General features: G+C 62.5%; 13 protein-coding genes. 7 read left to right on the top strand and 6 right to left on the bottom strand.

The features are described from left to right. The first annotated feature begins 34 nt into the window (after window positions 1-34). From ACR0NB_RS09765 to ACR0NB_RS09745, 5 genes are read left to right on the top strand one after another with little or no spacing between them, the layout of a single operon-like run. Window positions 35-2,437, top strand: coding sequence for a GcvT family protein (locus ACR0NB_RS09765; protein WP_480775515.1), 2,403 nt, complete (start codon window positions 35-37; stop codon window positions 2,435-2,437). Between the two features lie 2 nt (window positions 2,438-2,439). After that, the gene (locus tag ACR0NB_RS09760; protein WP_480775514.1) at window positions 2,440-3,984 is read left to right on the top strand and encodes a trimethylamine methyltransferase family protein; all 1,545 of its coding nucleotides are present in this window, start codon (window positions 2,440-2,442) and stop codon (window positions 3,982-3,984) included. A 1-nt stretch (window position 3,985) separates the two neighbouring features. Continuing rightward, the gene (locus ACR0NB_RS09755; protein ID WP_480775513.1) at window positions 3,986-4,672 is read left to right on the top strand and encodes a TetR/AcrR family transcriptional regulator; all 687 of its coding nucleotides are present in this window, start codon (window positions 3,986-3,988) and stop codon (window positions 4,670-4,672) included. Next, a complete protein-coding gene (locus ACR0NB_RS09750) occupies window positions 4,659-5,963 on the top strand; it encodes an NAD(P)/FAD-dependent oxidoreductase (protein WP_480775512.1) in 1,305 nt (434 codons plus the stop codon). The genes ACR0NB_RS09755 and ACR0NB_RS09750 overlap by 14 nt, the downstream gene beginning before the upstream one ends. 54 nt (window positions 5,964-6,017) lie before the next feature. Next, window positions 6,018-6,749 carry a hypothetical protein gene (locus ACR0NB_RS09745; protein ID WP_170357064.1) on the top strand — a complete coding sequence of 244 codons (732 nt, stop codon included), beginning with the start codon at window positions 6,018-6,020 and terminating at the stop codon, window positions 6,747-6,749. Here the strand turns inward: ACR0NB_RS09745 and ACR0NB_RS09740 are convergent. Further along, window positions 6,737-10,165 (bottom strand): indolepyruvate ferredoxin oxidoreductase family protein, encoded by a 3,429-nt coding sequence (locus tag ACR0NB_RS09740; RefSeq protein ID WP_480775511.1) that lies wholly within the window; start codon window positions 10,163-10,165, stop codon window positions 6,737-6,739. The genes ACR0NB_RS09745 and ACR0NB_RS09740 overlap by 13 nt on opposite strands. A gap of 139 nt (window positions 10,166-10,304) precedes the next feature. On the opposite strand from ACR0NB_RS09740, the gene ACR0NB_RS09735 reads away from it, so the two are divergent. Beyond that, window positions 10,305-10,766: an Lrp/AsnC family transcriptional regulator gene (locus tag ACR0NB_RS09735; RefSeq protein ID WP_480775510.1), complete on the top strand. Its 462-nt coding sequence runs from the start codon at window positions 10,305-10,307 to the stop codon at window positions 10,764-10,766. Here ACR0NB_RS09735 and ACR0NB_RS09730 read toward each other — a convergent pair whose 3' ends face one another. Further along, window positions 10,767-11,159, bottom strand: a complete 393-nt coding sequence (locus ACR0NB_RS09730; protein WP_093964572.1) for a DUF3307 domain-containing protein — start codon at window positions 11,157-11,159, stop codon at window positions 10,767-10,769. Window positions 11,160-11,374: 215 nt separating this feature from the next. On the opposite strand from ACR0NB_RS09730, the gene ACR0NB_RS09725 reads away from it, so the two are divergent. Further along, window positions 11,375-14,371, top strand: coding sequence for a cyclic nucleotide-binding domain-containing protein (locus tag ACR0NB_RS09725; RefSeq protein WP_222457544.1), 2,997 nt, complete (start codon window positions 11,375-11,377; stop codon window positions 14,369-14,371). Window positions 14,372-14,376: 5 nt separating this feature from the next. Here ACR0NB_RS09725 and ACR0NB_RS09720 read toward each other — a convergent pair whose 3' ends face one another. The 4 genes from ACR0NB_RS09720 to ACR0NB_RS09705 form a co-directional block, all read right to left on the bottom strand. Then, window positions 14,377-14,664: an ArsR/SmtB family transcription factor gene (locus ACR0NB_RS09720; protein ID WP_170340532.1), complete on the bottom strand. Its 288-nt coding sequence runs from the start codon at window positions 14,662-14,664 to the stop codon at window positions 14,377-14,379. A 115-nt stretch (window positions 14,665-14,779) separates the two neighbouring features. Further along, the gene (locus ACR0NB_RS09715) at window positions 14,780-16,012 is read right to left on the bottom strand and encodes a mandelate racemase/muconate lactonizing enzyme family protein (RefSeq protein WP_480775509.1); all 1,233 of its coding nucleotides are present in this window, start codon (window positions 16,010-16,012) and stop codon (window positions 14,780-14,782) included. 31 nt (window positions 16,013-16,043) lie between these two features. Then, on the bottom strand, window positions 16,044-17,138 hold the full coding sequence (locus tag ACR0NB_RS09710) for a Zn-dependent alcohol dehydrogenase (protein WP_480775508.1): 1,095 nt from the start codon (window positions 17,136-17,138) through the stop codon (window positions 16,044-16,046). A gap of 80 nt (window positions 17,139-17,218) precedes the next feature. After that, a complete protein-coding gene (locus ACR0NB_RS09705; RefSeq protein ID WP_170527570.1) occupies window positions 17,219-18,418 on the bottom strand; it encodes a TCR/Tet family MFS transporter in 1,200 nt (399 codons plus the stop codon). Window positions 18,419-18,483: the final 65 nt, after the last annotated feature.

Here is an 18,483-nt window from a genome sequence, read left to right as displayed (position 1 = left end):
AGCGTCCTTTGGGAATCGTCCAGGGGAGGTCGGGATGAAGTCGCAGTATCGCGTTGTGGTCATCGGGGGCGGCGTCGTCGGCGCCTCGGTTCTGTATCATCTGGCCAAGTTCGGCTGGTCGGATGTGGTCATGCTGGAACGCCGGCGTCTGGCCTCGGGGTCGTCATGGCACGCGGCGGGTGGCATCCACGCGCTGAACGCCGATCCGAACATGGCGGCGCTGCAGGCCTACACGATCGACCTGCTGAGCGAGATCGAGAAGGAATCGGGCCAGAATATCGGCCTGCACATGACCGGTGGTCTGACGCTGGCCGGAACCCCCGAACGGTGGGAGTGGTTGCAGGCGAACTACCGCATCTTCCAGTCCATCGGCATCGACGATTGCGAATTGCTGAGCCCGGAAGAGGCGCAGAAACGCTGCCCGATCATGTCCACCGATGGCATTCTGGGCGCGATGTGGGCCGACCGAGAGGGGTATATTGACACCACGGGTACCGTGCAGGCCTATGCCACTGCCGCCAAAAAAAGCGGGGCGGAATACTACGAGGAAACCAAGGTTGAGGAACTGATCCAGACCGCCGATGGCTGGCAAGTGGTGACCGACCGGGGCACGATCACCTGCGAACATGTGGTCAACGCCGCCGGCCTATGGGCCAAGCAGGTGGGGCGCATGGCAGGGGTCGAACTGCCGGTTTCTCCGCTGAAACACCACTATCTGATCACCGACACGGTGCCCGAGGTCGCCGCGGCCGATTTCGAGATGCCGATGACCGTGGATCTCGAGGGCTTCACCTACATGCGGCAGGACCAGAAGGGTGTTCTGGTCGGCATCTACGAGGTCGATCACGAACACTGGGCTATGGACGGCGCGCCGTGGAATTATGGCGAGGAGCTGTTTCAGGAGCAGCTGGACCGCATCGAGAACGAACTGACGCTGGGCTTCGAACGCTATCCGGCGATCCAGAACGTGGGCATCAAGACATGGGTGAACGGTGCCTTCACCTTCTCGCCCGACGGCAACCCTTTGGTCGGTCCGGTGCCGGGCAAGCGGGGCTATTGGACCGCTTGCGCGGTGATGGCCGGGTTCCTTCAAGGCGGCGGCGTCGGCAAGACGCTGGCCGAATGGATGATCCATGGCGAGCCCGAGGCCGACGCCTGGCCGATGGACGTGGCGCGCTATGGCGACTTTGCCCAGAACAAGCGCTACATCCGCGAGACGACGGGCCAGTTCTATTCACGCCGTTTCGTGATGACCTATCCGAACGAGCAATTGCCCGCCGGACGCCTGTTGAAAATGTCGCCGGCCCATGACGCGATGATCGAAGCGGGTTGCAAATGGGGGGTCAGCTGGGATCTCGAGGTGCCGCTCTATTTCGCGCCCAAGGGGTTCGAGGAAACGCCGACCCTGAAACGCTCGAACGCCTTCGACATCGTGGCCGAGGAATGCCGCACCATCCGCGAAGGCGTGGGCCTGATGGACATCACCGGGTTCTCACGGTTCGAGGTTTCGGGGCCCAATGCGGAAATCTGGCTCAACAAGGTGATGGCCTCAAAACTGCCGGGACCGGGCCGCGCGAAATTGGCGCCGATGCTGGGCGAGAACGGGCGGCTCAAGGGCGACCTGACGGTGCTGAACTGGGGCGACGGCACCTGGTGGATCATGGGCAGCTATTACCTGCGGGCCTGGCACATGCGCTGGTTCGACGATCACATGATCGATGGCGTACAGGTGCGCGACCTCGGCGAAGAGGTCTGCGGCTTTGCCGTGGTTGGCCCGAAATCACAGGCGGTGGTCGAGAAACTGGCCGAACAGGATATCTCAACCCTGAAATTCATGGGCTGCGGTGACTACGACATCGGCCTCGTGCGCGCCCGGGTGGCCCGCATGTCGGTCACTGGCGAAAAGGGTTATGAGATCAACTGCCGGTATGGCGACCACATCGCCCTGCGCCGCGCGCTGCTCGAGGCCGGAGCCAGCGAAGGCATCCGCGAATGCGGCTTCAACGCGATGCTGTCCACGCGGCTTGAGAAGAGCTTTGGCATCTGGTCGGCCGAATTCACCCAGGCCTACACCCCCGGCATGACTGGCATGGACCGTTGGATCGACTGGACCAAGGACTTCATCGGCAAGGACGCGGCATTGGCCCAGCGTGAGGGCAACGGCCCGGCGCAGGTTCAGGTGACGCTCGAGGTGGACGCGCTGGATGCGGATGCCAGCGGGTACGAGCCGGTCTGGGCGGGTGATCAGCGCGTGGGCTTCGTGACCTCGGGCGGGTATGGCCACTATATCGGCAAGTCGCTGGCGATGGCGCTGGTGGACCGCGACAAGGCACAGCCGGGTACCGAACTGTCGGTGCATGTGGTCGGGGTCGAGCGGCCCGCGCGGGTAATCGCGCCGTCGCCCTATGATCCCGAGGGCAAGGCGATGCGGGGCTGATCGTGGCGGCCCGGGGCAGGGATCGGCGAAGGCGGGGCCGGGGTGCGGAGTCCGCACCCGCGACCCATCGGGACGTGAATTATCGCCACTTGCGCAACCCGTTTCCGGTGATGGAGGTCTTTCCCGTCGACCAGATCGCCGACATGCACGAAACCGCTCTGCGCACGCTGGAGGAACTGGGCGTCAAGGTCCTGCTGCCCGAGGCGCGGCGCCTCTTTGCCGCTGCAGGCGCGCGGGTGGATGAAGACAGCCAGATGGTGTTCATCGGCCGCGATCTGGTCGAGGCTGCGGTTGCCTCGGCCCCGAAATCCATCGTCTGCCGGGCAGGGGCGCGGCATCGCGACTTTACGCTGGAACTGGGGAGCCTTGTCTTTCAGCCCGGCGCAGGGGCGCCCAATGCCACCGATCTGGAACGCGGCCGCCGCCCGGCCAGCGGGCAGGATTACCTCGAATTCCTCAAGCTCACCCATCATTTCGACGTGTTCCAGATGATCTCGCCGCAGGTCGAGCCGCAGGACGTGCCCACACACCTGCGCCACTATTTCACCACGCAGGCGCAGATGGAGCTGACCGACAAGTTCCCGTTCTTCTTCTCGCGCGGGACGCCGCAGGTGATGGATTGCTTCCAGATGCTGGCCGTCGCGCGCGGTCTGTCCGATGACGAGTTCCGCGCCCACCCGCATTGCTACACGATCATCAACACCAACAGCCCGCGCACCCTGGACATTCCGATGGCGCAGGGGCTGATCGACTTTGCCCGTCACGGGCAGATGTCGATCATCACGCCGTTCACGCTGATGGGTGCAATGGCGCCGATCACCGTTGCAGGCGCGATCACCCTTTCCCATGCCGAGGCGCTGGCCGCCCTGACCCTGACCCAACTGGCAAAACCCGGCGCGCCGGTCTGCTATGGCACGTTCACCAGCAACGTGGACATGAAATCAGGCGCCCCGGCCTTTGGCACGCCCTCGCATTTCCAGGCCTCGCTGGCGGCGGGGCAGTTGGCGCGGCATCTGGGCCTGCCGTGGCGGTCGGCGGCCGGGTCGGCGTCGAACGCCAATGACGTGCAGGCGGCCAACGAAAATCAGTTCGGGCTGTGGGGCTGCCTGATGGCGGGGGCCACGGTGATCATCCATTCGGCCGGGTGGCTCGAGGGCGGCCTGACCGTGTCCTTCGAAAAGCTGGTCTGCGACGCCGAGGTGCTGAGCATGGTGGCCGAGCTGTGCGCAGGGGCTCAGGCCGGTCAGGCCGAGATCGGCTTTGACACTGCCTTGCGCGAGGTCGAGCCTGGCGGCCATTTCTTTGCCACCAGCCAGACGATGGAGCGCTACACCACCGAATTCTACGAACCGCACCTGCATGACTATGCCAATTTCGGCACCTGGACCGAACGCGGATCGGTCGATGCGAACCACCGGGCCACTGCGGTTTGGCGTGACATTCTGAACAATTTCGAACCACCTGCGCAGGCCCAGCCGGGGCTGGACGCCATGCGCGACTTCATCGCCCGCCGAACCGCCGAGGGCGGCGCGCCGCCGGAGAGTTGAGATGAACAGCAAACCCATCCTGCATCGTGACGACCCCAAGGCCGAGCCGCTTGTCGGCAATGTCAAGGTCACGCGCGATGACTGGTTGAACGTGGCGATGGATGTGCTGATCTCGGATGGGGTCGAGCAGGTCAAGGTTCTGAACCTGGCCGACCGCATGGCGGTGTCGCGGTCCTCGTTCTACTGGTATTTCAAATCCCGGCAGCAGCTGTTGGATGCGCTTCTGGATCGCTGGCAGGCCACCAACACCGCCGCCCTGATCGCGCAGGCCGAGGCCCCGGCCCAGACCATCACCGCCGCCGTCTGCAACGTGCATCGCTGCGTGGTCAACACCGCCCTGTTCGACACGGCGCTGGACTTTGCCGTGCGCGACTGGGCGCGGCGGTCGGGCAAGGTGCGGCGGATGCTGGACCAGTCCGATGCCCGCCGCTTGGCCGCGCTGCGCGCCATGTTCGCCCGCCATGGCTATGAGGCGGTCGAGGCCGAGACCCGCGCGCGCGTGCTGTATTACATGCAGATCGGCTATGATCTGGCGCAGTTGAACGAGCCGCTGGCCACGCGCCTGTCTCTGGTGCCGCACTACCTGTACGTCTTTACCGGGGTCGAACCGCGGCCCGAGGAAATCGAGGAATTCAGCGCCTATGCCAAGCGCTGTTGGGAGGGAGGATCAAGCCATGAGCCAGCCTGACGCAATCATCATCGGAACCGGCGTGATCGGCGCGGCCATCGCGTTCGAGATGGCCAAGGGCGGCTGGAAGACCCTGTCGCTGGACCGCAACGCGCAGGTGGGGCACGGCTCGACCGCCGGGTCCTGCGCGATCATCCGGATGCATTACTCCACCTTCGACGGCACAGCCTTTGCGTGGGAGGGCTACCATTACTGGCGCGACTGGGCCGACTATCTTGGCCTGCCCGATGGGGCCGATCTGGCGCAGTTCCGCGAGACGGGCTGCCTTGTCATGAAAACCGAGGCCAACGGCCACCTGTCAAGGCACATGAAATACAGTGCCGAGTTGGATTGCCCGTTTGAGGAATGGTCGGCCGAACAGTTACTCGACCGCCTGCCGATCTATTCTCTGGACAGTTTTGCCCCGGCCAAACGGATGGACGATCCAGCCTTTGGTCAGCCCAATGGCAGCAGGATGCAGGGGGCGGTGCTCTGGCCCAAGGCCGGTTATGTCACAGACCCGGCCCTGTCCGCGCAGAACCTGATGCAAGCGGCCACGCAGCGCGGCGCGCAGGTGCGGACCGGGGCCGAGGTCGTCGAAATTCTGCAGGAAGGTGGCAGAGTCAAAGGCGTCAGGCTGGCCTCGGGCGAAGAGATTTACGCGCCGGTGGTGATCAACGTGGCCGGGCCGGGATCGTCGATCATCAACCGCATGGCGGGTGTGCTGGACGACATGACCATCGAAACCCGCCCGCTGCGGCAGGAGGTGGTCCACGTTCCCGCGCCGGAAGGGTTCGATTTCGAGCGTCAGGGAACCATCGTATCGGACGGCGATATCGCCTGCTACTGCCGGCCGGAACATGGCAACCATATCCTGATCGGCTCGGAAGACCCGGACTGCGACCCGCATCAGTGGTGCGAGGACGATGTGCACTACAACCACGACTTCACCGACCAGTGGACGACGCAGGCTATGCGATACGCGCAGCGCGTTCCCAGCCTGGGCATTCCGTCCAGAACGCGGGGAGTGGTCGATCTGTACGACGCCTCGACCGACTGGATCCCGATCTATGACAAGTCCAGCCTGCCAGGGTTTTACATGGCCTGCGGCACCAGCGGGAACCAGTACAAGAACGCGCCGATCGCGGGCAAGATGATGGCCGCGTTGGTCGAGTATTGCGAGGGCGGGGCGGATCACGACGCCCAGCCCCTGCAATTCGAGCTGCCCCATATCAAACGCACCATCGACGCGGGCTTTTACTCCCGCAAGCGACCCATCAACGAGGAAAGCAGTTTTTCCGTCCTTGGCTAGCCAAGCCGGACAAATGCGCTAGCTCTCTGGAAACACTGAGAAAGGGCGGGCGCGATGGCGGAGAATGACACCAAAGTTCTGATCTTGGGAAGTGCGCCCGCAGCGCTGGCGGCACGGGAATGGGCGCGTGGGCCGTTCACTCACATCGTGGTCATCAACAACGCCTGGCGCATCCGCGAAGATTGGGATTTCCTGATCCATCCCGAGGATTTTCCGGCCGAGAACCGTCCCGACTGTCTGACAGCGACACAGCGCATCGTGACGGCGCAGGATTATGTCCCGATCCAGAACGCGTATGGCGGTTTCGTCTATGCCGGAGGCACCATGGCCTTTACCGCCGGGTACTGGGCGCTGGGCGCTCTCAAACCATCGGTGATTGCCTTCTTTGGCTGCGACATGGTCTATCCGCGCTCGGGCAATACGCATTTCTACGGCCAGGGAACGGCCGATCCCTTGCGTGCTGACGTCACCCTGCGTTCGCTCGAGGCGAAATCGGCACGGCTGGCGCTGCTGGCGGCGCGTCAGGATTGCAACGTGGTGCGGTTGTCCGTTGGACCCAGCCGGCTGGTCTATCCGTCCGTCTCTCATACCGAAAAGATCCCCGAGGCCCGGCCGCGCACTGAACACGTCGATGCTCTGCTGCAGGCCGAGTACGAGGCGGGCTACATGGTGCCATCCGGCCGGTATTGGGAGGTCGAAGACCGGTTCAATCCAGCCGTTGTCGACCGGCTGGATGCGGCTTGGCTTGCGGCCTACAAAGCCTCGGCGCTGGATCAGGCGGCCTGAGCGCGCGGCGCGCGCAACAAGTCATCGACCTTTCGTCTGGCGGTCTCGGCCGCTTGTATCCGAACCGGGCCGTAACCGCGGATCTCGTCAGCGCAGGACAGGATGCTTTGCCACGTTTCGGTATCCCGATCCCCGTACTCTGCCACAAGGCGGTCCAACAGCCCCTGGTACCAATTCAGCAGATCGCGGTGCAGGCGCGCTTCGGCATGATAGCCAAACGGATTGAGAGCTGTTCCGCGCAGCGCCCGCATCTTTGACAGGCCCCGCAGAACCGGCTGCATCCAAGGTCCGAACGCCTTTTTCAGCGGTCGGCCCCTGGCGTCCGTTCTGCGGCTCAGAAGGGGCGGGGCCATGTGGAAGCGGACCGCAAAATCGCCCTCGAACTGATTGGCCAGATCCTTTGCGAAATGGTCCGAAGTCATCAGCCGCGCGACTTCGAATTCATCCTTGTAGGCCATGAAGCGGAACAGGTTGCGAGCGACACTGCGCAGCAGGCTCTCTTCTGCCTGCGGCAGCGCCGAGCGGAGGGTAGCGATCCGATCGGCGTAGGTCTGCGCGTATATCGCGTTTTGATACTCGGTCAGGTAGGCGGTGCGGCGCGCAATCATCTGATCCAGAGATTCATCTGAATCAACGTCGTCGGAAGGCAGCGCCAGAATGTCCGGACGAACTGCCATGTTGCGCCCGATTGCAAAAGCCAGACGGTTCTTTTCGGCAGCGACGCCGTTCAGCAAAATGGCCTGACCCAGCGCGACTTGCGATACCGGCACAAGACCGTGCTGCCAGGCAAAACCCAGCATGATCACATTGGCAAACACGGCATCACCCAGCAGGGTTTCCGCCACCGCGTTGGCGTCGAAACCGAACAGGTTTTCCGCCCCGACCACGTTCTGAATGGCCTGTTCACGGGCCTGTACCTGTAACTGAGCGTCGCGACGCAGAACGATATCGCCGGTCGGCATTTCCGCCCGGTTCAGGACCACGCGCGTACCTTTGCGGTAATGCGCCGAGGCTTTGGGGGCCGAACTGACGACGACGTCGCAACCAATCACCGCATCGGCCGCGCCCTGATCAATGCGGACCTGGTTCAATGCGTTCGGAGTGTCGCCCAAACGGATATAGCTGAGAACGGTTCCGAATTTCTGAGCAAAGCCTGTGAAATCCAAGACCGAGGCGCCTTTGCCTTCGAGATGGGCCGCCATCGTGATCAGCGCCCCCACCGTTACCACACCCGTGCCGCCGACGCCGGTGACCAGCAGCTCGAACGGTTTGTCCAGACGAGGCAGGGCGGGGTCAGGCAGCCCATCCTCGAGTGTTGCCAGATCCAGCTTTGCCATGCGTTTGCGGCGTTCACCGCCTTCGATGGTCACGAAGCTGGGGCAGAATCCGTTGAGGCACGAGAAATCCTTGTTGCACGAGCTCAAATTGATCTTGCGCTTGCGGCCCAGCGGCGTTTCGCGTGGCTCGACGCTCAGGCAGTTCGACTCGACCGAGCAGTCGCCGCAGCCCTCGCAGACCAAATCGTTGATCCAAACGAACCGCTTGGGGTCCTCCATCGTGCCGCGCTTGCGGCGGCGGCGCTTTTCGGTGGCGCAGGTCTGTTCATAGATCAGAACGGTCACGCCCGGGATCTCGCGCAGCTCGCGTTGCAAGATGTCCAGTTCGGCGCGGTCGTGGAATGTTGTCTGCGCCGGAAAATCCGCGTGGTGGAACTTCGAGATGTCGTCCGACACGATGGCGATCCGTTCCACGCCCTCGGCGCGGCAGGTCTGGGCGATGCCGGCCACGCTGACCGGGCCGTCCACCGGTTGGCCACCGGTCATGGCCACGGCGTCGTTGTAGAGAATCTTGTAGGTGATGTTGGTCCCGGCCGCGACCGCCTGACGGATCGCCAGCGAGCCCGAGTGATACCAGGTCCCCTCGCCGAGGTTCTGGAAGATGTGCTTGCCGCCGTTGAACTTGGACGCCACCACATGCGGCACGCCTTCGCCGCCCATCTGGGCATAGCCGACGGTGTGGCGATCCATCCACGAGGCCATGACGTGGCAGCCGATGCCACTGGCCGCGATCGAGCCGTCGGGCACTTTGGTCGAGGTGTTGTGCGGGCAGCCCGAGCAGAAATAGGGCGTGCGGGTCGCGCCCGGCACATTGATCAGTTGCGGCGGCTGGTCCGTCAGCGCCTTGGCCTTGGCGGGCAGGTCCTCTTCGGGGAAAAACCGGTGCAGGCGGTCGGCCACGATGGGCACCAGCATCCGCGGGCTGAGTTCACCCGTCCAGGGGATCAGCGGCTCGCCGTGGCTGTCGTATTTGCCCACCATCTTGTGCGGCTTGTCGCCGGGCCAGTCATAGAAATACTCCTTGAACTGGCTTTCGATGATGCCGCGCTTTTCCTCGACGACCAGAACCTCGGCCTTGCTTTTCACGAAACGCAGCGCGTTGCGCCGCGCCAGTGGCCAGACCATGCCGACCTTGTAGATGTCGATGCCCAGGCGGTGGCAGGCGGCCTCGTCCAGTCCCAGCAGGCGCAACGCCTCCATCAGGTCAAGATGGGCCTTTCCGGTGGTGACAAAGCCGAACTTGGCGTTGTCGCTGTCATAGATGCGCCGGTCGATCGGATTGGCCTCGGCAAAGGCGCGCACGGCGCGCAGCTTGTGTTGGATGCGGGTCTCGATCTCGGGCGAGGGCAGGTCGGCGGCGCGCACATGCAACCCGCCGGGGGGCAGGTCGATCTCGGGCAGGATGAACTGTCGGTCGGGACGCAGCTCGACCGAGCGGGCGCTTTCGACGGTTTCCGAGATCGCCTTGAACCCGACCCAGGTGCCGGAAAACCGCGACAGTGCAAAGCCGTATTCGCCGAATTCCAGGTACTCCTCGACCGAGGCGGGGTTCAGCGTGGGCATGAACCATGCCATGAAGGCGACGTCGGACTGGTGCGGCATCGAGGAGCTGACGCAGCCATGGTCGTCGCCGGCCACGACCAGCACGCCGCCCTTGGGCGCCGAGCCATAGGCATTGCCGTGCTTCAGCGCATCGCCCGAGCGGTCGACGCCCGGCCCCTTGCCGTACCACATCGAAAAGATGCCTTCGAATTCGCACTGCGGGTCCAGCGTCGCCTGCTGCGCGCCCAGAACGGCGGTTGCGCCCAGATCTTCGTTCACGGCGGGCATGAACGTGATGCGGTCAGATTTCAGCCGTTCGCGCGCGCGCCACAGCTCCAGGTCCAGCCCGCCCAAGGGCGAGCCGCGATAGCCCGAGACGAACCCGCCCGTGTTCAGCCCGGCATCGCGGTCGCGCCGCGCCTGATCCATCAGGATGCGCGCCAGCGCCTGCGTGCCGGTCAGGAACACGCGACCCTCGGTCTGTTCGTACCGGTCTGTGAGTTGATAAGTGCGAAGACTGCTGTCGTGGCGGCTCATGGCTTGGACCTGGATTGGCTTTGAGATTGAACAACTGTAGTTCGGTATTTGCGAAATGTTGTGCCAATGGGTCCGCAAATTTGGTAAAACTTCGATAGAATTAACCATAGAACACGAACAACGCGGAAAAACCTACCAAATGATACAGCTTGACGACAGGGATCGCCGGATTCTGACCCTTCTACAAAGGGACAGCCGTGTGTCGAATGCGGACCTTGCCGATGCGGTCGGTATGTCGACCTCAGCCCTTTGGAGACGGGTGCGCGCATTGGAAGAGGCCGGGATCATTGAACGCTACGGCGCAGTTGTGAACCCTATCGCGCTGGGGTTGGGGTTCGAGGCGATCGTACATGTGCATCTGACGCGGCATGATCCCGACAAGATCGTGGAGTTCATCCGGGCAATCGAAACCTGCAAGGAAGTTCAGGAATGTTTCGCAACGACCGGTCAGGCAGACTATCACCTGCGAGTGCAGTGTCCCGATCTTGCCGCCTACAACGTCTTTTTGGAGAGGTTTCTGTTTCGTTTGCCGGCCGTGGCAAGTGCGCAGACGAATGTGGTTCTGCGCGCGGTCAAACGCAATCGTTCGGTCGAGTTCTGACTAGCGCGCGACGAATTCAACCCAGGCCCAGGCCATCGCGATGTAAGTGAGGTTGTGCAGGCATTGATCCAGACCGGCGGCCCGCCAAAAGGCGGCCTGATCGGGTTGCAATTGTTTCTTGTCGGAATAGCTGGCTTTGGCGAAATCGATATTGAAATGCACGATCCACTCAAGCGCACCGATGATCAGAATGAACGAAAGCGGCGCGCCGAATATCAGGAAAACCACGACTGAACCCACAACATGCACCGCAGCATGCTGTGCGCGCCCGACATGCAGGTACTCCCCCCGCCCAGACAGCATCTTGGGCGTTTGAAGGTAGAAATCGGCAAACATGTGTTTGATCTGCAGTGCACACAGCAGAAGCAACACAGTGCCAAGTGTAGCAGGCAAAAACTACCCTCCCGATATCGTCCTGTCCTTCAGACTAAGGGCTATGAGACAGGATCGCAAATGAACTAGTTCACACAAGTCGAAATAGTTTTCGCCTTGGAAACCATTTGCCTATCCAAGCGCGATTGCAGTACCGTCGTGCTGCTTTGACCGCGGCAGGATCGCTGCAAAACAGTTTCGGGTCACCAGTAGGGGCAGGGGCCATAGAACGTTCAATTTTTGGATTTATTTGGAAGTATTCCAAGCGTGATCAGCTTGTTCTGCTGGCCGTGACGGCAACTTTGTTCCCGCTGCTGTACCTGACGCTTGAATTGCCCAAACGCATCATCAACGACGCAATCGGCGCCTCCAGCGAGATCGTGGATGTCTGGGGATACAGTCTGTCGCAGACGACGTTTCTGGTAATTTTGTGCTTCGCCTTTTTGGCGGCGGTGTTGGCGCATGGTTTGATGAAGATGCGCATCAACACGATGAAAGGCGTTCTCAGCGAACGAATGCTGCGCCGGTTCAGATACCAGTTGATCAATCGCGCACTGTTGTTTCCTCAACCCTATTTCGAGCGCGTCAGTCAGGGCGAACTGGTCTCGATGATCACCGCCGAAAGCGAGCCGATGGGCGGGCTGATGGGCGATGCGATCAGCCAGCCTGTCCTTCAGGCGGGGCAGATGCTGACAATCCTGTCCTTTCTATTCCTGCAAAGCGTCTGGTTCGGATTGGCTGCTGTCGCGCTGATCCCATTGCAGGCCTGGCTGATCCCGCGATTGCAGCGCCAGATCAACCTGTTGAACAAGCGCCGGATCCAAGAGGTGCGCGTACTGGCTGCTCAGATCGGCGAGAATGCAGCAGGCGCGGCAACCCTGCGGCAGAACGGCGGCTGGCGCCATCGCCGAGCGCTGATTTCAGATCAACTGTCCCGGCTGTTCAGCATCCGGTTCGAGATCTACCAGAAAAAATTCTTCATGAAGTTCATCAACAACTTCATCTCTCAATTGACTCCGTTCCTATTCTACCTGGTCGGTGGTTTGCTGGTTCTGCAGGGGTCAGTTTCGCTCGGTGCTCTCGTGGCCGCGCTCGCCGCCTACAAGGACCTCAGTTCGCCCTGGAAGGAGCTGCTGACCTACTACAACCAGACACAGGACATGTCTCTGCGCTGGGAGGTGGTCATCGAACGGTTCGCCCCGAGCGGCATGCTGGATGAAACCCTGTTCGAAGGCGAGCCCGACAGCCGACCCCACCTGAATGGCCCGATCGAGTTGGAGCAAGTCTCGGTGCGTGATCTGGATGGCAATCAGGTTCTGGATGATCTGAACCTGACCTTCCCCGCCGGTAAGACCATAGGGGTCGCCGCCCCCAGCGAAGAGGACCGCCGGGCCCTGGCGGATCTATTGACCCGGGAGATCCTGCCTAGTTCGGGCCGGGTCGAAATCGGGGGTGTCAACCTGTCCTCGCTGCACCAGGCCGTCGTGGCGGCCCGGATCGGTCATGCCACATCGCGACCGGTGATGTTCCAGGGAACCGTTGGCGGCAACGTGATGATGCCGATGCAGCTCAGGCCTCTGACCGCTCCACCGGAGGACGCGGACCACCTTGAAACGCTACGTGCGGGAAACAGCCCCGATCCCTTCCGGGCCACATGGCTGGACCCTTCCCTGGCCGGGTTCGAAACGGCCGAACAGCTGCGCGATTGGTGGTTGAAGCTGATCGACGGACTGGGCTCTGGGCCCACCTTGTTCCAACGCGGGGCCGAGTTGGGTTTCGATCCCGAAAAACACCCCGACCTTGCTGCCAAGCTGATCGAGCTGCGGCCCTTGGTACAGGACGCCGTCAAAAAGGCCGGTCTGGAGTCGCAAGCCCTGATTTTCGACCGCATGACGTACAACGCTGCGCTGCCCGTTGCCGAAAACCTGCTGTTTGCTGTGCCACGCGTGCAGGTGACGCAAGAGTTGCTGGCCCGGCAGACCGTTTTCCTGGGGCAGTTGCGCGAGTTGGGTCTGGATGAAACACTGGTCGGCCTGACACGTGACGTGATCGAAATGCTGCGTCAGATCTTTGGTCTGGACGGGACGGATCACCCGTTGTTCCGCAAGCTGGGTCTCGAGGCCGCCACCTACGAAGCCGCTGTCGACCTGGTAGAGAGGACCCGGGAAACCGGCGCATCGGGGTTGGACGATGACCAGTTGGCCAGCCTGCTGGCCGTGCCTTTCGTGATCTCGGCCGAACAGATTGGGCCGGCCTTTTCCGAAGAGCTCAAGAACCGCATCCTCGAACTGCGGCACAGCCATTCCGACAAGTTGATGGAGCGCCTGAACGACGTGTTCGAGCCGCTGGACCCGGCCACCTTTGCGCCCGGATTGACGGTTATGGAGAATGCGCTGTTCGGCAAGGTCAGCCAGATCGGGGGCGCGCGGTCGGACGAGGTTCGGAAAGTGATCGCAGACGTGCTGACCGAAAACGGAGCCCGTCCGCTGGTGGTTGAGCTGATCTACGATGTACCGGTCGCGCTGGGCGGGCAGAACCTGCCGGCCGCGCTGGCCGAGCCTTTGGCCTTTACCCGCGCGACAATCAAGAAGCCGGATATCCTTATACTGGAAAACGCGCTGGCGAGTTATGGCATGGACACGCAGGTGGCTGTGTTCAGAAACCTGCGAGAGCTGCTTCCGGACGCCACGATCATCTACCTGAACGAACAGTTCAAGAACCCCGGCGCTTTCGACATGTTCGTCGAAATCCGACAGGGGCGCGTAGTGTCCGATCAGGTTCCGTCGGATGTTGAAGGTGACAGTGCAGCCTCGGCGGACCTTACGCGAAAGCTGCGTGCTTTGGAACAGACACCGCTGTTTTCGGGGCTGGATCGTCGCCAGCTTCGACTGCTGGCTTTTGGTGCGCGCTGGTACGAGGCAAAGGCCGGCGAAGTCGTGTTCCTCAAGGATGACCAGCCAACTGATGGTGCCTACATGATCATCGACGGCGAAGCTGGTTTGTACCTGCCGCAACCGCCCGAGGAGGATCGGCTGGTGACCCGCGTCGGCAGCGGTACCTTGGTGGGCGAACTGGGCCTGATCCGCAAAGAGCCCCGTGCGCTCAGCATGGTGGCTGAAACCGATCTCACCTGTCTGCGTATCGGCGAGGAAGAGTTCCTTGCGGTGGTCGAAAACGATGCTGCGACCGCGTTCAAGCTGTTGCAGGTGATCGCAGGCTATGTATCACGCTGACAGGATCAGGCCTGCGGGCTACAGAACAGGGAATGCATCAACTCGATCACCTGCTTGGCTTTGCCGTCGCGCAGCGAATAGTAGATCGTCTTGCCCTCTCGGCGGGTTGAAACCAGGCCTTCGGTTCGCAGACGCGCCAGCATCTGGCTGACCGCGGCCTGGCGCAACTTGAGCAAGGCTTCAAGCTCGCCCACCGAGCGTTCTCCGGCCGCGAGATGGCACAGGATCATCAAGCGGCCCTGATGCGCCAGCGTCTTGAGGAAAGCCGCTGCTTGCGCGGCGCTTTCCTCCATTTCCGAGGGCAATTCGGATTGTGGGGTCGTCAATTCGGCGTCAGTGAAAGTCACGTGGTACCTTGGGGATGGAAATAAGGGGTAGACGCAGTATGCACCAACTTGTCTGAAATTGTCATCCCTCGGTTGCCGGGGCCCCGCCCTGAAACGCATTGCCGTTGACATAGTCGCAGGGGGCTTCCTGCATCTGCAGGTGCAGACCGTCGCCGGAATAGGGGTGGGCACGGGCCAGTTCCTCGTCGACCTCGATGCCCAGGCCGGGGGCCGAAGGCGGCTCGACAAAGCCGTTATCGACCCGGATCGAGCCCTTGATCAGCTGGTCATGAAACGGCGTTTCGATGGTCTCGAGCAGCAAAAGGTTCGGGATCGAGGCCGCAAGATGGATGTTCGCGGCCCATTCCACCGGCCCGGCATAGAGATGCGGCGCCATCTGGGCGTTGAAGACCTCGGCCATGGCGGCGACCTTCTTCATCTCCCAGATCCCGCCGGCCCGGCCCAAGGCGGGCTGCAGGATTTCGGCCGCTCCGGCGCGCAGAACCGCGCCGAATTCGGCCTTGGTCGTCATCCGCTCGCCCGTGGCCACGGGAATGCGGACATTGCGGGCGACGCGGGCCATGTCCTCGATCATGTCCGGGGGGGTGGGTTCTTCGAACCACAGCGGCGAGAAAGGCTCGATTGCCTGCCCAAGGCGGATGGCGCCCGCGGTGTTGAACTGGCCATGGGTGCCGAACAGCAGGTCGGCCTTGTCGCCCACGGCCTGGCGGATCGCCTTGCAGAAGGCCACCGACATCGAGATGTCGGACATGGCCGGCATATGCCCGCCGCGCATCGTGTAGGGGCCGGCCGGGTCGAACTTGACCGCAGTAAAGCCGCGCCGGACCATTTCGGCGGCGCTTTCCCCGGCCTGTTCGGGCGAGGTCCAGAAATCGGTCAGATTGTGCCGGGGCAGCGGGTACAGATAGGTGTAGGCACGGATGCGGTCGTTCATCCGGCCGCCGATCAGAGCGTAAACCGGGCGGTCCCGGTCCTTGCCCAGAATGTCCCAGCACGCGATTTCCAGCCCCGAGAAGGCGCCCATCACCGTCAGGTCGGGGCGCTGGGTGAAGCCGCTGGAATAGGCGCGGCGGAACATCAGCTCGATATTCTCGGGGTTTTCGCCGGCCATGTGGCGGTCGAAGACGTCACGGATGACGTGTTTCATCGCCTCGGGACCGACCGAGGAGGCATAACACTCGCCCCAGCCGGTGATGCCGGTATCGGTGGTGACCTTCACCAGAATCCAATAGCGCCCGCCCCAGCCCGGCGCGGGCGGAGCGGTCACGATGATGTCGAGATCCTGCAGTTTCATCCGGTCTCCTCCCGCCGGTGGTCCGGGGCCGTCAGCCCCGGTCGAATACGATCACGTTGCGCTTGGCCGAACCGGTCTTGGTGTCCTCGATGGCCTCGTTGATCTGTTCCAGCGTCCAGCGACCCGAGATCAGCTCGTCCAGCTTCAGACGTCCCTGTTCATACAGATCGATCATCCACGGAATATCGCGCTGGATCACCACGTCGCCCATCTTCGACCCGACCATGCCCTGACCCAAAGCCGCCAGAATGACCGGCTCATAGCTGGATTGCGCGCCGGAATGCGGCATACCGATCATCACCGCCTTGCCACCGCGACCCAGATAGCGGGGCGCCTGATCATAGGCGGGGATCGCACCGACGGTGATCAGAACGGCATCGGCCCCGCGACCGCCAAGGGCCTTGTAGGCTGCTCTCCACGGTTCTTTCAGCGTGGCCAGAACCCCATGCGTGGCGCCGAATTCCTTGGCGATTTCCAGCTTTTCCTCGGTCATGTCGACGGCCACGATCCTCCGGGCCCCTGCCAGCCGCGCGCCCTGGATGGCGTTCAGGCCCACACCGCCCGCGCCGATGACCACGACATCCTGACCCGGGCGCAACTGCGCGGCGTTGACCGCCGCCCCCACGCCGGTGATCACCCCGCAGGACAGCAGGCTGGCCACGTCCTTGGGCATCGCGTCGGGTATCTTGACGATCTGGCGGTGGCTGACCACGACCTTTTCGGCAAAGGCGCCACAGGCCATCGCCTGTTCCAGCGGCCCGCCATCCGCAGTGCGCAGCGGGCCCTTGACGGTGTCATAGGGTGTTTCGCAGATCACCGGCTTGCCGCTGGCGCAGGACGGGCAGGACCCGCAGGCGCGGATCAGGGTCACCACGACCGCATCGCCAACCTTGAACCCTCCGCTGGCTTCTCCGACGGCCGAGACCACACCGGCGGCCTCGTGTCCGTAGACGGCGGGCAGAAACCCGCCCCAAGCGCCGCTGGCATAGGTGATGTCGGAATGGCAGATCGCCACCGCATCCAGCGTGACTTCGACCTCGCCCATGCCGGGCGGCGCGATCTGGATGTCTTCGATGACAAGCGGTTCGTTGAAGGCGCGGCATACGGCGGCTTTGATGGTCTGCATGGATCCCTCGTTTGGTTTGGGCCACGGTGACGCGGGAACCTGCGGTCCGCAAGGCTGAAACCGTCATTCCCGTGTCGTTGTTACGTTTCGCTGGGATGTGCGCGCAGAAACAGGACGAATCCGGCCAGCATCAGCAGCAATGCCAACAGGAACGGAGCCCCTGGAAGGTAGAATGTTGCATCAACGCGCGCGAATTGGGCGAAAACGGTGGTCATCACCAACGGGGAGATCACCATCGACAGCGCGTGGAGCGCGGCCAGAACCCCCTGAAGCTCTCCCTGCTGCGAATCCGGCGTTGCGCGTGACATCTGTGCCTGAAGGGCCGGCGTCACGACGGCGCCCAGTGCGGTGATCGGAATCAGCATCAACGCAATCGTGCCGTTTGTGAGAAAACCCAGGGCCAGAAAGCTGACGATTTCGAAGATCATGCCCCAAACGATCGTGGTCCGCTCTCCCAAGTGGCGGGTGGCCGGGCGGATCAAGCCACCCTGAACGGCCGCCATGCCCAATCCGTAGACCGCGAGTGACAACCCGATCATCTGCGGTGACCAACCGAAACGCTCGGTCGTGAAGTATGACCAGATGGCGGGATAGACGTAGATCGATACCGAGTACAAAAAGTATACCCACAGCAACGGTCGGATGCCGGGCAGGGCGGCGATGGCACGCAATGCGCTGTCAGGACGCGCGCGGTGCCAGCGGAATCCGCGGCGGTTTTTGTCCGTGATCGTCTCAGGCATGACCGCGAGGCCCAGCAGGAAATTCGCAAATGACAATCCGGCAGCCGCCCAGAACGGGGCGCGGGTTCCGTATTCGCTCAGCAATCCGCCCATCAAAGGGCCGAGGACGAAACCCACACCAAAAGCTGCTCCGATGAGACCGAAATTGGCGGCCTTTTCATGAGGTTTCGAAACGTCCGCCATAAAGGCCGCTGCGGTAGAGTGGGTGGCCGCGGTGATGCCACCCACGATGCGGCCGATCAGCAGCAGCCAGATGCTGCCGGCCATGGCCATGACCACGTAGTCCAAGCTCATGACAAACAGGGAAACCAGCAAGACCGCGCGGCGTCCGTAAGCATCCGACAGGTTGCCCAGCACCGGGCCGAACAGGAACTGCATTGCGGCAAAGGCCGTGCTGAGGATCCCGCCCCAGATTGCTGCCGATGCCAGAGAGCCGCCCTGAACCTCGACGATCAGCTGAGGCATGATCGGCATGACCAGTCCGATGCCCATTGCATCGATCATGACTGTGCCGAGAACGAACAGAAAAGGAAGACGCATGAAACCGCACGAATGACTTATTTTGCAGGACCTTAGTCGCCCGCCTGTCGTGTTGTAACCCGGTC

It is taken from the genome of Ruegeria sp. CG3, from assembly GCF_056537205.1.
This window is presented reverse-complemented; position numbering and strand designations above follow the sequence as displayed.